This window comes from Ningiella algicola (assembly GCF_028401415.2).
In the GTDB taxonomy this organism is placed as follows: domain Bacteria; phylum Pseudomonadota; class Gammaproteobacteria; order Enterobacterales; family Alteromonadaceae; genus Glaciecola.
Genome location: NZ_CP171821.2, coordinates 4,065,014 through 4,078,463, shown reverse-complemented (window position 1 = coordinate 4,078,463; position 13,450 = coordinate 4,065,014). Strand labels below are relative to the sequence as shown.

Annotated in this window: 15 protein-coding genes; 1 reads left to right on the top strand and 14 read right to left on the bottom strand. The window is 44.7% G+C overall.

The annotated features are described in order from the left end of the window. Window positions 1-23 precede the first annotated feature (23 nt). The 8 genes from ispG to trmJ all read right to left on the bottom strand — a co-directional run bounded on the left by ispG (window position 24) and on the right by trmJ (window position 7,950). Window positions 24-1,157 (bottom strand): flavodoxin-dependent (E)-4-hydroxy-3-methylbut-2-enyl-diphosphate synthase, encoded by a 1,134-nt coding sequence (ispG, locus tag PN836_RS17730; protein ID WP_395340863.1) that lies wholly within the window; start codon window positions 1,155-1,157, stop codon window positions 24-26. Continuing rightward, on the bottom strand, window positions 1,157-2,353 hold the full coding sequence (locus PN836_RS17725; RefSeq protein ID WP_395340861.1) for a RodZ domain-containing protein: 1,197 nt from the start codon (window positions 2,351-2,353) through the stop codon (window positions 1,157-1,159). The genes ispG and PN836_RS17725 overlap by 1 nt, the downstream gene beginning before the upstream one ends. Continuing rightward, window positions 2,346-3,554, bottom strand: coding sequence for a type IV pilus biogenesis/stability protein PilW (gene pilW, locus PN836_RS17720; protein WP_395340858.1), 1,209 nt, complete (start codon window positions 3,552-3,554; stop codon window positions 2,346-2,348). The genes PN836_RS17725 and pilW overlap by 8 nt, the downstream gene beginning before the upstream one ends. 148 nt (window positions 3,555-3,702) lie before the next feature. Beyond that, window positions 3,703-4,863 (bottom strand): bifunctional tRNA (adenosine(37)-C2)-methyltransferase TrmG/ribosomal RNA large subunit methyltransferase RlmN, encoded by a 1,161-nt coding sequence (locus PN836_RS17715; protein ID WP_395340857.1) that lies wholly within the window; start codon window positions 4,861-4,863, stop codon window positions 3,703-3,705. 101 nt (window positions 4,864-4,964) lie between these two features. Further along, window positions 4,965-5,396, bottom strand: coding sequence for a nucleoside-diphosphate kinase (ndk, locus tag PN836_RS17710; RefSeq protein WP_395340854.1), 432 nt, complete (start codon window positions 5,394-5,396; stop codon window positions 4,965-4,967). 177 nt (window positions 5,397-5,573) lie between these two features. After that, window positions 5,574-5,891: an ISC system 2Fe-2S type ferredoxin gene (gene fdx / locus PN836_RS17705; RefSeq protein ID WP_395340853.1), complete on the bottom strand. Its 318-nt coding sequence runs from the start codon at window positions 5,889-5,891 to the stop codon at window positions 5,574-5,576. Window positions 5,892-5,963: 72 nt separating this feature from the next. Further along, window positions 5,964-7,148 (bottom strand): IscS subfamily cysteine desulfurase, encoded by a 1,185-nt coding sequence (locus tag PN836_RS17700; protein ID WP_395340851.1) that lies wholly within the window; start codon window positions 7,146-7,148, stop codon window positions 5,964-5,966. Window positions 7,149-7,164: 16 nt separating this feature from the next. After that, the gene (gene trmJ / locus PN836_RS17695; RefSeq protein ID WP_395340850.1) at window positions 7,165-7,950 is read right to left on the bottom strand and encodes a tRNA (cytosine(32)/uridine(32)-2'-O)-methyltransferase TrmJ; all 786 of its coding nucleotides are present in this window, start codon (window positions 7,948-7,950) and stop codon (window positions 7,165-7,167) included. A gap of 204 nt (window positions 7,951-8,154) precedes the next feature. On the opposite strand from trmJ, the gene PN836_RS17690 reads away from it, so the two are divergent. Continuing rightward, window positions 8,155-8,955: an inositol monophosphatase family protein gene (locus PN836_RS17690; RefSeq protein WP_395340848.1), complete on the top strand. Its 801-nt coding sequence runs from the start codon at window positions 8,155-8,157 to the stop codon at window positions 8,953-8,955. A 145-nt stretch (window positions 8,956-9,100) separates the two neighbouring features. Here the strand turns inward: PN836_RS17690 and PN836_RS17685 are convergent, their stop codons facing one another. The 6 genes from PN836_RS17685 to secF form a co-directional block, all read right to left on the bottom strand. Then, complete coding sequence (locus tag PN836_RS17685) at window positions 9,101-9,562, bottom strand: hypothetical protein (RefSeq protein ID WP_395340845.1); 462 nt, start codon at window positions 9,560-9,562, stop codon at window positions 9,101-9,103. 123 nt (window positions 9,563-9,685) lie between these two features. Then, window positions 9,686-10,246: a YceI family protein gene (locus PN836_RS17680; RefSeq protein ID WP_395340844.1), complete on the bottom strand. Its 561-nt coding sequence runs from the start codon at window positions 10,244-10,246 to the stop codon at window positions 9,686-9,688. Further along, a complete protein-coding gene (locus PN836_RS17675; RefSeq protein ID WP_395340841.1) occupies window positions 10,243-10,812 on the bottom strand; it encodes a cytochrome b in 570 nt (189 codons plus the stop codon). The genes PN836_RS17680 and PN836_RS17675 overlap by 4 nt, the downstream gene beginning before the upstream one ends. Before the next feature lie 54 nt (window positions 10,813-10,866). Further along, window positions 10,867-11,499 carry a YceI family protein gene (locus PN836_RS17670; RefSeq protein WP_395340840.1) on the bottom strand — a complete coding sequence of 211 codons (633 nt, stop codon included), beginning with the start codon at window positions 11,497-11,499 and terminating at the stop codon, window positions 10,867-10,869. Between the two features lie 27 nt (window positions 11,500-11,526). Beyond that, window positions 11,527-12,255 carry a tellurite resistance TerB family protein gene (locus PN836_RS17665; RefSeq protein WP_395340839.1) on the bottom strand — a complete coding sequence of 243 codons (729 nt, stop codon included), beginning with the start codon at window positions 12,253-12,255 and terminating at the stop codon, window positions 11,527-11,529. A 245-nt stretch (window positions 12,256-12,500) separates the two neighbouring features. Further along, window positions 12,501-13,445 carry a protein translocase subunit SecF gene (gene secF, locus PN836_RS17660; RefSeq protein WP_395340837.1) on the bottom strand — a complete coding sequence of 315 codons (945 nt, stop codon included), beginning with the start codon at window positions 13,443-13,445 and terminating at the stop codon, window positions 12,501-12,503. Window positions 13,446-13,450 lie beyond the last annotated feature (5 nt).

Below are 13,450 nucleotides of genomic sequence, written 5' to 3'. Positions count from 1 at the left end.
TTATGATTGAAAGGACACAATGCCTATTGAGATGCGCTTTTTATCGGTATACGCTTCGCGTGGTCAAGCGAGGCGGCCTTAGCAGTTGCTTTTGCGCGAATGCGTTTTTCGAGCTGATCAACTAAATCATCGTTAGATAAGCGTTCGCGTTGTCGTTTTCCATCGAGATAGTAGCCGCTCATATTACGTGCACCTGTGAGGCCTAAGTCTGACACTTCAGCTTCACCCGGACCATTCACAACACAACCGATGATAGATACGTCCAGAGGCGTTAAAATATCTTCTACGCGTTGCTCAAGTGCGTTAACCGTTGCAATCACATCAAATTCTTGCCGGGAACAACTTGGGCAGGCAATAAAGTTAATACCACGAGAACGAATGCGTAAAGATTTGAGAATATCAAAGCCCACTTTGATTTCTTCTACCGGGTCGGCGGCAAGTGAGATGCGAATGGTATCTCCAATGCCTTCCGCAAGCAGCATGCCCAAGCCCACGGAGCTTTTTACTGAGCCCGAACGCAAACCCCCTGCTTCTGTAATACCCAAATGAAGTGGTTGGTCGATTTTTTTTGCTAAAAGGCGATAGGCACCAACTGCTAAAAACACATCAGAGGCTTTTACAGACACTTTGAACTGGTCAAAATTTAGTTTGTCGAGAATATCTACGTGACGCATAGCTGATTCAACAAGTGCTTCAGGTGTAGGTTCACCGTACTTTTCTTGTAAATCGCGTTCCAGCGAACCACCGTTTACGCCAATTCGGATGGGTAAGCCTTTATCTTTTGCGCAATCTACGACGGCTTTAACACGCTCCATATTGCCAATATTACCTGGATTAATGCGTAAACAATCAACGCCGTATTCAGCGACTTTCAGCGCAATTCTATAGTCAAAGTGAATATCTGCGACTAAGGGAACTGACACTTGTTTGCGAATGTGCTTAAACGCTTCAGCAGCATCCATTGTTGGTACTGAAACCCGAACAATTTCGCCGCCCACTGCTACAATTTGGTTAATTTGCTTAACCGTCGCATCAACATCACAAGTATCAGTGTTTGTCATGGACTGCACAGCAATAGGTGCGCCATCACCAATTGGCACAGAACCAACATTAATGCGGGTAGATTTTCTTCGTACTATTGGGTTTTCGGCAAACATTATTCACCCTGAATTGGCAATTGGAAATTGGCCGAACGACTTCCATCATAGCCGCTCATATCTACTTTCTGACCGCCAAAATCAATTTCTACATATTGAGGATTACCTAAGATGACTGCAATTGGCGGTACGCCAGACACCTCCATCACTCTTCCTTTTACTTTCACACCAACGGCAATCGTTTCATCGAAGGCATCTTTGACGCTAACCCAGCAATCATTTGAAAAAGTAAATACCATATCGACGGTGCCATCAGCGTTTACGGTATAGGGCAAGTCTGCATTCTGTAGGGCACTACCGTCACCTGTCGTCATGTCCAGCTCGCTTTGGACATTATCAAGCGTATCAGCGTTACTTTCGCGAATTTCATTATCTATGTCATCTGGCGTTGAGTCAGTACCCTCGCTCAACGCGATTTGTGCTGACGTCAATTGATCTCGAATTTCTACTTCAGCATTAAGCGTATCGTCTATTACGCCATCATCTGATGCGCTTGTGTCTCCCGTTTGTATAGTGTCATCTGCATCAACGATTAGGCTGTCTTCGGACGAAGCGTCTTCAATTTGAAAGGGATCAGCAGAATTGTCTAGGCTTGAATCAGTTCCTTGCGACTCAAGCTTTTGTTCCGCATCTTGAGGCAAAGTATCCACCGGCAAGCTTTCGATGTTGCTTCTATTGTCTGAAATATTGTCGTTAGAAATACTAATCTCTCCAGACGACTCTGACACTGAGCTTTCACTACTGGCATCATCGTTAAAGGTATCGCTAAAACTGAACCGAGATTGATCTACCCACCATACAACCACTGAGCCGATGACCAAAATAGCAATAATATAGGTCACCATGTTCCAACGGGAATCGTTCGCTTCTCTGGCGACACGTTTTGAAAAGCTTTGTAGTTTCGCGTCTTTCGTGTCTTGGGCGTGTAGCTTATCGAACATGCGCAATAGTGGCTCAACTTTCAAACCGAGCAATCTTGCATAAAGTCGTATATAGCCTTTTGTAAACGTTAACGAAACGTCAGCTTCGATACTATCACTCTCAATCGCATGCACACTGCTCAATCGCAAATGCAGGCTGTCAGCAACCTGCTGTTGACTTAGACCTTGTTGCTCGCGCGCAGAAGCAAGTATTGCACCTAAACTTTTAGTTTCCTTGGGCTGCTCTTGTTGATCAAGCGTTTCGTTATCACTCATTATCTACTGGATCCTTTACTCTCAGTACCATTCCTAACTGAATAGCCGGGTCATCTAAGTTGTTCCATTCTATCAAGGCGTTCATCTTAACGTTATATTTAAGCGAAATACGATATAAATTGTCGCCTTTGACGACCGTGTGATAAGCGTCTGAATCCATCGTATCGTCTACGTCATTCACGAGTTCATCACTAGCTTGGACAATAGTCTCGTTGACTTGCTGCGCACTTTGTTCAGCGCTATTGCTCGATGATTCAGCAATGTCTGATACGCCAGAATCTGTGATGTTGCTGCTCACCTGCGGGGTACTCAAGCTACTTTGGGCGCTCGCGGTATCATTTTCTATCATATCATTGCGTGCAAGTTCAGCATCAGGCAAGCCATCTTCAGACGGCTGGGAACGCACCTTCCTGGTTATGGTTGCTGCGGGTTTGAACTTACCCATCGCCGCGACATAATCTTTCGTTTTAGGATGTTCTGGGAACATGGATTTGAGAATTTCACCATAGCCGACTGCTGTTTTCGTGTCATTTAGGCCAGTGGCTATTTGATATTGAAGATACAGGGACTCAGGCGTCACCTGTGCACTTCGTTCGTACTTAAATAACGCACGTTTTGCTTCTTCCCATTGTTCTTCTTCAGCGTACAGATTGGCAAGTAACAGGAGACTCTTTGGGCGAGTTGGCTGATGGTTTAAAGCACTGTTGAAAAACTCTATCGCTTCCTCGTTGTTGCCTTGGCTTTGCGAGCAAATCGCCAAATTTTCATACGTTTCGGCCGTAGACACGTAATTCCTGTCGTTCACCGCGGCTAAGAAATACTCTTTTGCCTTTTCATATTTTCCTTGCTCACACAAAAACGCACCGTAGCTGTTTACCACGTCGGGATCATTTCTTGAAAAGGATAAGGCTTTTTCATAGCTTTCTTCTGCTAGCTCTGGCTCTTCTACCTGTTGATAGTAAAAGGCCATGGCATAGTGCGCTTGGCCGTTTCGTGGCGCAAACTCCAGCGCTTTATCTAAGTTAAACTTTGCTTGGCTAAAATTGCCATTTTGCAAGTAGGTTAAGCCTAGGCTGACCCGCGTTTTCGATGCCTCATCAGGATCAAAAGCTCTTGCGCCGATAAAAGACGGATCGGTTGGTTCGGATACGCATCCAGAAATTACCGCTACAATCAGGGCACAAATGCAGACTCTCAACATGGTCATATTGCTTCACTCACTTTTGGCTACATTTCAAGATACAGTTTCTCACGCTACGGCATCACTATAATTTATGTATGTTTAGTAATACACCGAGCATTAAGTCTTTCATTATTATGCAATTATAAAAATATGCAATGCCTTCGGCCTAGTTTGCCATTTTCACCGAAATAGCCTCACCTTTCATTTGCTTTTTGAGCATACGTTTAGTTCTATCAACCACGTCTCCCACGAGTTGACCACATGCAGCGTCAATATCATCCCCGCGTGTTTTTCTGACTACAACGGTAAATCCATAGTTCATTAACACTTTAGCAAACCGATCAATGCGAGAATTGCTTGAGCATGTGTAAGGTGAGCCTGGATAAGGATTAAACGGAATCAGGTTGATTTTGCTGGGCGTGTCTTTGAGCACCTTTGCAAGTTCATGTGCTTGATCGGTGCTGTCGTTGATATTGCTCAACATTACATATTCAACCGTAACTTTGCCTTGATTTGCCTTGGATTTTTTCAAATAGCGGCGAACACCAGCAAGAAATACGTCGATGGGATACTTTTTATTAACCGGTACTATTTCGTCACGCAGTTTATCATCTGCCGCGTGAAGGGATATCGCCAGCGCCACATCAATTTCATCACCAAGCTTATCTAACGCGGGAACCACGCCGGAAGTAGAGAGCGTTACGCGGCGTTTGGAAAGGCCAAAACCAAAATCATCCAGCATAATATCCATTGCAGGCACGACATTTTTGAGATTTAGCAGCGGTTCGCCCATGCCCATCATCACAACATTGGTGATAGGCCGCTGGGAGGTGTCTTTTGATAGTCCAATAAAGGTAGCTACTCGCCATACTTGGCCAATAATTTCAGAAACGCTTAAGTTACGATTGAAGCCTTGTTGTGCTGTAGAGCAGAAGGTGCACTCCAGTGCGCATCCCACTTGGGACGAGACGCATAAGGTGGCACGATCAGACTCCGGTATCCAAACGGTTTCCACCTCTTGCCCACCGTCCAACATAATGGCAAATTTAATTGTGCCGTCTGAGGCTTGTTGGAACTGGGAAATCTCAGGTGCTCGTATTTCACAGTTTGCCTCTAGTTTGGCGCGCAAAGCCTTATTAAGATTGCTCATTTTGTCAAAGTCCGATTGACCTTCATGATAAATCCATTTCATTAATTGGTCGGCTCTAAACGGCTTTTCACCAATGGACTCAAAGTACTCGCGCAGCCCTTTGCGATTAAAGTTTAACAAGTTAATTTTTTTGACTGTGTCTGACTTTACAGGTGTCTTTGATGCAAGTTCAGTCATATAGGCTACTCCGGAAAATCCAATGTGAAAAAGGGAGCTTGTGCTCCCTTGATCTATTTAACTGCAGCTGTCGTTTGCCAGGACAGCGAGCGAGTTGCTTTTTATCTAGTGCGAGGACAAATCTCTTCGTCCGAGAAAAAATAGGCAATTTCACGCGCTGCAGATTCTGGCGCATCAGAACCGTGTACTGCATTTTCGTCAATTGACGCGGCATAATCAGAGCGAAGCGTGCCTGCGGCCGCTTCTGCTGGGTTAGTTGCACCCATAATCTCACGATTTTTAACCACTGCATTTTCGCCTTCAAGTACTTGAACCATCACCGGGCCTGAGGTCATAAAATCTACCAAATCACCGAAGAACGGGCGCTCTTTGTGTTCAGCGTAAAAACCTTCCGCTTTTTCTCTGCTCAAATGCACCATTTTAGCAGCGACTATGCGTAAATTCGCGCTCTCAAAACGGTTATAAATGGCACCAATTGCATTTTTCGCGACTGCATCAGGTTTGATTATTGAAAAAGTGCGTTCTAAAGCCATGATGATTTCCTGTAAAAGTGATTCTGTGAAATTTCTAAGTATGTGAGCAACGCTCTTTGTGTATGAGAAAACGTTAGTCATTTGCTAGCGCGCGATTATATGCACTTTCACTCCAAAATCCCAATCTATTTTTATTAATTCTTGGTTTTTCGCCAGCCACACACAAACGAGTTCGTTTTATAAGAATGAATTCGGGATTTCGACCACTAAATCTTCATCTCTTATTTTCGTTTGACAACTTAAACGCGACTGCGCATCAGCTCCCCATGTTTTTTCAAGCATGCACGCTTCAAGCTCATCGGCAGCTTCTACTGAATCAAAGCCCTCTCGCAGCATGACATGGCAAGTCGCACAAGCACAAGACTTAGAACAGTAATGATTGATCTCAATCTTATGCTCAAGCGCAACATCCAAAATACAGCTCCCTGATTTTACTTCTATTGCGGCGCCATCAGGGCAAAGTTGTTTATTCGGTAGAAATATTAATTGTGGCATGTTACTACTCACTAGAACACGCGCAATATACCATCCTATTCACTACTATCTTTACGTAATGATATTAAAATGCTATGCGCGTATTTGTCCGGTGTGGGCTATTTGTCTTAGTTTACGAATGGCATCCAGAATAAGACTTATCGTAAAGTCTATTTCTTGCTCTGTGGTAAAGCGACCGATACTAAAACGGATGGAACTGTGGGCAAGTTCATTACTTAAACCAAGCGCACTTAGTACATACGATGGCTCCAAGCTTGCTGAGGTGCATGCGGAACCTGTCGAAACGGCCAAGTCTTTAAGTGCCATCATCAGCGTTTCCCCTTCTACTAAATCAAAGCTTAGGTTCAAGTTGTGCGGCACTCTTTGTTCAAAATCGCCATTTACATATACCTTGTCTAGTACCTTTACGCCCTTATACAACCGATCTCGTAAACCCTCAATACGCCGTACTTCTGAATCCATTTCCTCTTGAGCGATTCTGAAAGCCTCTCCTAAGCCTGCAATTTGATGAGTGGCCAAGGTGCCAGAGCGCATACCGCGCTCGTGACCGCCGCCGTGCATTTGAGCTTCAATACGAACGCGCGGTTTTCGCCTAACGTAAAGCGCTCCTATGCCTTTCGGACCATAGGTTTTGTGCCCTGAGAATGACATCAAGTCCACTTTCATTAAGTTCACGTCGATTGGCACTTTTCCCGTGCTTTGAGCTGCATCTACATGAAACAGAATATCGCGCTCTTTGCAAAGTTGACCGATAGCTTCGATGTCTTGAATAACGCCTATCTCATTATTCACATGCATTACACTTATAAGCACAGTATCTTCGCGAATTGCACGTTTAAGCTCATGCACATCAACCAGACCATTTGGCTTGGGCGTAAGGTAAGTTACTTCAAAGCCCTCATGTGCCAATTGCTCCATACTGTCTAGCACAGCTTTATGTTCAGTTTTCAAGGTAATCAGATGCTTACCACGACGCCTATTCGCGTGTGCTGCGCCTTTGAGAGCGAGATTATTTGACTCTGTCGCGCCTGAGGTAAATACAATCTCGCGAGGATCTGCGTTGATTAAATCAGCGATTTGATTACGGGCAATATCAACCGCCTCTTCCGCCAACCATCCAAAGCGATGAGAACGAGAAGCTGGATTTCCGAAATTACCTTCTACTGTTAAACAGTCTTTCATCACCTCAGCAACGCGAGGATCAACAGGTGTGGTCGATGCATAGTCTAAATAGATAGGAAAATGTAATTCACTCACTAGTCGATAGCTCCAACTATTTCTGCGTAACGCTGTCTTTAGTTTGCTCGTCATTGTCGCTTTGTTCAAGTGTTACAAGCTTTTGATGTTGCTTATCGATGGAAGCCAAAATACCGCGTAGAATATTCAGCTCTAAGGCTTCAGGCCGGGCGCGATTAAACAAACGCTTGAGTTTCTCCATGACTAAGCCAGGATGACTCTTTCGAATAAAGCGGGTCTTTTCGAGGGTGCTTTCTAAATGGACATAGAAACGCGCTAAATCATGCGCAAGTGGATATTCATTCTCGATTTGAGCTTGAATGTTCGCGCGTTCAGTTGCCAAATAGTCCATACGAATCTCATAACAAAAGGTTTGTACGGCGGCGGCTAAGTTTAGTGAGCTATAGTCAGGATTTGCCTCAATAAAGGTATGGAAATGGCACATACGTAGCTCATCATTGGATAAACCGTTGCTTTCTCGACCAAAGACTAAAGCGACTGGATGATGTTGGACTTCAGTGTTAAGTTTCGCGGCAGTCTCGCGAGTAGATAACATCGGCCATGAGAGCGTTTTAGTGCGCATTGAAGTGCCAATCACTAGGCCACAGTCACCTATCGCCTCTTCTAAAGTATCCACAATAGTGGCTTTGCCTAAAACATCTCCCGCGCCTGCTGCAAGTGCGCTCGATTTACCATCAGGCGCCGTTTTAGGGCCTACAAGATAAAGTGAGGATAGCCCCATGGTTTTCATCGCTCTCGCGGTTGAACCGATGTTCCCAGTATGAGTCGTATTGACTAAGACGATTCGAATGGCCTCTAACATAAGTAATATCTCTTGCGACAAGCCTTAGAGCCTGAAAATTTAAGCAGCGCATCATATCATGTGTGATTGACCATGCGAAGATAGCAAGTCTATACCGGCTCTGATACAATCCGCGCGGTTTTGGTGCGCATATACGTGCATCCCAAGTATGCATGAAAGTGCATGTTGACAAACGTTCTTTTTAAAACTTGATTGGTGAAGACTATGCATCCTATGCTCAATATTGCCGTGCGTGCAGCACGAAGTGCTGGAACAATTATCGCTCGCGGATTCGAAAATCGCTCAGAGCTTAATATCGAGCAAAAAGGTATCAACGACTTTGTGACTAAAATAGACAAAGAAGCAGAAGTCGCCATTATTTCAAAAATTCAAGAAGCTTATCCTGACCATTCGTTTTTAGGGGAAGAAGGCGGAACAATCAATAACAACCCAGATTTCACTTGGGTGATTGACCCACTGGATGGCACGACCAATTTTATTCGCGGCATTCCACATTTTGCCGTCAGTATTGCACTTTTGTATAAGGGCAAACTTGACCAAGGCGTAGTATTTGATCCTATTCGTGGTGAATTATTTGCAGGTAGCAAAGGTGCTGGCGCCCAACTTAACGGTTACCGAATCAGAGCCACTAAAACCAAAGACATGTCGAGCTGCATTTTAGCCACAGCCTTCCCGTTTAGAAACAAGGCTAGACTTGATGAATCACTCACTCAGTTTCAACGAATATTTGAAAAAGTTGGGGATGTGAGACGCTCAGGCTCTGCCGCGCTTGACTTGGCCTACGTTGCCGCAGGTCGCTACGATGGCTACTGGGAAAAAGGACTTAACTCTTGGGATATTGCAGCGGGGGAACTTTTGGTCAAAGAAGCGGGTGGATTAATAACAGACTACGATGGCAACAACGACCCACTATACGCGGAGATGAAACAAGCGGGGAGTGCCAATGGCTTGGTAGCGGGCAATCCTCGCGTAGTCCAGCATATCGTGAAGAGTCTTAAGTCATAAGCTGAGTTTTAACTCGAAATCTTTCAACTGGGTTAGCCTCTATCTACATTACATGAAAACGGCGAACTATACGTCAATATGACAAGTTCGCCGTTTTCATGTGTATCAAAAATTCAACATCAAATTGTTACATAAGCTGTTTAACTTAGTCCTCAGAACTCAGCTTTGCTAGCTGACCTGTTTTACTTGCTTTGACAAACTTGTTCAACGGCTTGCCATTACAAAGGATTTCGTTTTGGTTGATGCGGAACTTAGCAAGCGTGTGCTTAATTCCGTTATTAACTGCAGAAACACAAACGCGAGATTCGAAGTTATTGTTCTTCGCTACAACGACAACTGGGGCATCATTGCTGCTCGCCTTACCATGATACATTTTAGCAAAGGTGTTCAAGGACTTGTTGTTGCACGTAACGCTTTGTTTAAAGTTACGAAACACCAAACCTTTTTCCGATACGAGTGCTTTAACTGCATCCATACCTTCAGACGCGGCTACTACGCACGCTTTTGTTTCAAAGTTTTCATCAGCTGCTGTGAACGCTTTTGGAGCGGCTACAGATGAGAAAGAGAAGGACGCGATAACACCGGCAAGTAAAACGAGTTTTTTCATGATTATTTCCAACAAGGTTAAGGGACGAGCGCATTGTATGCACTTTGAACAAATTGGAAATCATGGCGTTTATACTTAGGTATTTTTTTTAAGCAGTTATCTGCTATTAATACTGGCGCTCTTCTAATTTGCCACATTGGGAATATCGAGACTTAAAGCAATGTTTCTGCTTACCCACTCTGCCTCAGGGTCTGAATCGAGTCCAATAGCGTATGCAATTCTATCAACATTAAAGCTGGCGCTTAGACGACTGCCTTCTGACACTAAGGTAAAAGATATCGGGTGTGTCTTACCTCGCAGTGTCAATTGCCCTTCTACCAAGTAGTCATTACCTTGGGGGCTCACTCTGTCGCTTACAAACCTGCCCTTTGGATGGTTGTCTACATCAAACCAATCGCCTTCGGGAAGTGTCTCATCATACGTTGCATCCCCCGTCGTCGCGCTAGATAAATCAAATTCCGCGTTAATAAATGCCTCCGATGCTTGCGCGCTTTCTGTTGGAAGGAGCATCGTAGCTTGCCAGCGCTCGAATACCCCAGAAAACTCCATACCTGCATGCTCACCTGCAAAGCCTACACTACCTTGTGTTTGGTCAATGTTGACCTGCGCAATAACTTGAAAAGCTGCAAACCAAGCCATGACCAAACATAGCGCTACCGACTGATACTTCCTTGATAATTTCAAACCTTTTTACTCCACCACATACGTTTAATTAATGAAATTCCCTGCTTCTTTTTGTGCAATACCACCGCGCTGATATGCCCCACCACCATGATCAGAAGTGCTGAAGCAAGCACCCAATGTACATTTCGCGCAATCGTTTCTATTGTTTTATTGCGCTCAACAAAAGGTATGTGTGGCCATTTGATCCAGTCCACAAAAACGAAGGTGGGTAAACCAAAAGGGCTAGCCGATACCATCAACCAACCGCTTAACGGCATGAGCACAAGTGCGAGGTATAGGCCTATATGGCCCAATTTTGCTAATCGCGATTCACGTTTCGAAAACTCATCTGGCATAGCTGGCTGTTGCGTCAACCATCTAACTAATATACGAATGGCTATCGCCCAAAGCATGACGACGCCACTCGCTTTGTGGATTTGAAACAGCTGATACTGGTCAGCCTTAGGCATGTCTACATTTACCATGTAAACACCCGACGCAATCATAAATAACAAACCGATGGCCATTAACCAGTGCAGAAAAATACTGATGCCATGATATCGGTTCGGCTTTCCTTGAGCTGTCATTTGAAAACTATCCTAGCCAATACCACGCAGAATTCGATGTATAGCTTAGGAGGCTTAGTCATCGGCTTTTGCAAACTCGCCTTCAATCATAATCTCAACTGCATCACCGATATTAGGAACATACTTAGTCATCCCCCATTTACTGCGCTCAATCGTTGTTGTTGCCGAAAAGCCCATGGTTGGCTTTCCACTGAAAGGCTGACGCTGCATGGCGCCATTGAATGTGACATCCAGAACAACGGGCAGACTTGTACCTAAGAAGCTTAAATCGCCAGTCATGACCGCGGTAGAATCGCCTGTCATTTCAATATCGGTTGACACAAAATCGATGGATGGAAATTCACTCGCATTAAACCAGCCCTTTTCGGTGGCCAATACCTTATCAAAGTCCTTTTCGTCCGCATTTGGATAAGCTGTTTGAATAGACATGGGATCAATCGAGGCTCTTACAACTGACTTTTCCACATTCATCGCATCAAATTCAATGCTGGCATCAAAATTAGCAAACCTTGCCACGTAGTCGGATAAACCTAAGTGTGACACTTTCCATACTATGCTGGCATGGCTCAAATCAAGTTCGTAGTTCCCTTTTGGCATGTCGTTAAACGGGCTTTTAGCAAATACCCATGACACACAGCTTGTTACCGCAAGCGCGCCAACAATTAATCCTATCTTCAATGATTTCATATATTCGGTCTCGTTAATGTTATCGTTCTATTGTTGATATTCGCTGAGCTGTTGATGAATACTCGTTACCAACTCTCCAGGAATGCATAATTGTTGTGACAGCTCAGTCAAAAATTGCTGGGACACAGGCTGCGAAGTATCTATAGCACTTGCACTTGCCGCATACACTTCAATGCCGGTTTGTGCATTTGGCACCTGTGCAACCAAATCATGTAGACTTAATGGCTTGCGAAGCTCATCAAATAACATAGCCTTTTCTTCAATCGATAAATCCATTGACTCAACTTGCGCAAAGATACGCTGTCGCTCAACTTCATCGATATGTCCGTCGGCATAAGCGGCCGCTATCATGGCTCGCATTAGGATCATCTGCCCTTGTTCGTTGCCTTCATCTACCACTTCTTCAAATGCTTGCTGAGGAAGTGCCGCAGGCCTAAAGTCAAATTGGGCTGAGTTAGGAGCGGGTGCAACGGCCGGATTGGGAGAATGCGCTGGCGCTGTGCCGTATGCGTTAGCACTTGGTGTATGAGTGGCATTTGTACTCTGTACACCTTTATTTGCCGAATATGACTGATAGGCCTTCCATGCAAGGCCTCCAACAGCCGCAAGCGCTCCCACTTTAAGGGCACTCTTGCCTACTTTACGCCCTTTTTTACTTGCCACCATGCTGGTTAATCCGCCACCGGCAACGCCTCCCATGAAGCCACTTAGTGCACCAGACTTGCTTAAACCGCCTACTAATTTTGATAGATCCATTCTGTTCTCCGCTGACAATCTCAAAACAAATGCCTAAACACATATGTGTATTTATACTGCTAAATTTTGGAAAAGTTTCGTGGATGCAAAGCGGAGCGCTTCAAATGTTAAGTGCAAGGAAATAAGCGGGGTGACTACAATGAAGCGAACAGGAGTTAAAAGCACTAAGATACAAAAACACCGCGAAGCATCAAAACTGCGCGGTGTGCTTTATCATCGAGACTTAAACGCCAAATTTCAGGGTGTTATAGCGGCTCTAAATCCTCGCCTTCTTTTTCGACTTCTGGCGGCATCAAGTCTTCCTTACTGATACCCAAAAACAGTGCGACAGAAGACGCGATATAAACGGATGAATATGTGCCGATAAATACGCCGAAAAGGAGCGCCGTTGCAAAACCGTGAATCAATGCGCCACCTTTAAAGAATAGCGCTAACAGCACCAAGATGGTGGTCAATGACGTGACAATGGTTCGGTTAAGCGTTTGTGTCAGCGAAATATTGATAATCTCTTCGGGCCCGCCTTTTCGCACTTTCCGGAAATTTTCTCGAATACGATCGCTGACCACAATCGTATCGTTGAGTGAATAACCTATAACCGCTAATAACGCCGCTAATACGGTTAAATCAAATTCCAACTGAAGGATACTGAACAAGCCAAGGGTAATGATCACGTCGTGTGCAAGTGCGCCTACTGAACCTAAAGCAAAGCGGTACTCAAAACGCATTGCCACGTAAATCAATATACATATCAAGGCTACCAACATCGCAAGTCCGCCCTGCTCTGTCAACTCCTCCCCTACGTTAGGTCCAACGAACTCAATTCGCTGCATTTCAACGTTAGGGACATCGGCTTTCAAGGCAGCCAGCACCATGTCACCGATGACTTCGGCTTGCAAATCATCTCTTGGCGCAACTCGGATAAGCACCTCCTGACTACTGCCGAAATTTTGAACCACCGCATCTGGGAAATTCGCCTCAGTAAGCTCCGCTCGTATTAATTCTAGGTTAGCACCATCAGGATAGTTTACCTGAATCACTGTGCCGCCCGTAAAATCTAATCCCCAGTTAAGCTGATTCACTGCTAAAGAGGCGATTGAGCCTACAATCAAAAGCGTCGAGAAAATCATCGCTGGAAAGCGAAGTTTCATAAAGTTGACGGTTTCGCTTAGTTTTAATATTTGAAATTGCATTACCG

What these genes read in the sequence shown, in the direction of transcription:
- ispG (WP_395340863.1), bottom strand. Translation starts at nt 1,157, where the DNA reads ATGTTTGCCGAAAACCCAATAGTACGAAGAAAATCTACCCGCATTAAT.
- PN836_RS17725 (WP_395340861.1), bottom strand. Translation starts at nt 2,353, where the DNA reads ATGAGTGATAACGAAACGCTTGATCAACAAGAGCAGCCCAAGGAAACT.
- pilW (WP_395340858.1), bottom strand. Translation starts at nt 3,554, where the DNA reads ATGTTGAGAGTCTGCATTTGTGCCCTGATTGTAGCGGTAATTTCTGGA.
- PN836_RS17715 (WP_395340857.1), bottom strand. Translation starts at nt 4,863, where the DNA reads ATGACTGAACTTGCATCAAAGACACCTGTAAAGTCAGACACAGTCAAA.
- ndk (WP_395340854.1), bottom strand. Translation starts at nt 5,396, where the DNA reads ATGGCTTTAGAACGCACTTTTTCAATAATCAAACCTGATGCAGTCGCG.
- fdx (WP_395340853.1), bottom strand. Translation starts at nt 5,891, where the DNA reads ATGCCACAATTAATATTTCTACCGAATAAACAACTTTGCCCTGATGGC.
- trmJ (WP_395340850.1), bottom strand. Translation starts at nt 7,950, where the DNA reads ATGTTAGAGGCCATTCGAATCGTCTTAGTCAATACGACTCATACTGGG.
- PN836_RS17690 (WP_395340848.1), top strand. Translation starts at nt 8,155, where the DNA reads ATGCATCCTATGCTCAATATTGCCGTGCGTGCAGCACGAAGTGCTGGA.
- PN836_RS17685 (WP_395340845.1), bottom strand. Translation starts at nt 9,562, where the DNA reads ATGAAAAAACTCGTTTTACTTGCCGGTGTTATCGCGTCCTTCTCTTTC.
- PN836_RS17675 (WP_395340841.1), bottom strand. Translation starts at nt 10,812, where the DNA reads ATGACAGCTCAAGGAAAGCCGAACCGATATCATGGCATCAGTATTTTT.
- PN836_RS17670 (WP_395340840.1), bottom strand. Translation starts at nt 11,499, where the DNA reads ATGAAATCATTGAAGATAGGATTAATTGTTGGCGCGCTTGCGGTAACA.
- PN836_RS17665 (WP_395340839.1), bottom strand. Translation starts at nt 12,255, where the DNA reads ATGGATCTATCAAAATTAGTAGGCGGTTTAAGCAAGTCTGGTGCACTA.
- secF (WP_395340837.1), bottom strand. Translation starts at nt 13,445, where the DNA reads ATGCAATTTCAAATATTAAAACTAAGCGAAACCGTCAACTTTATGAAA.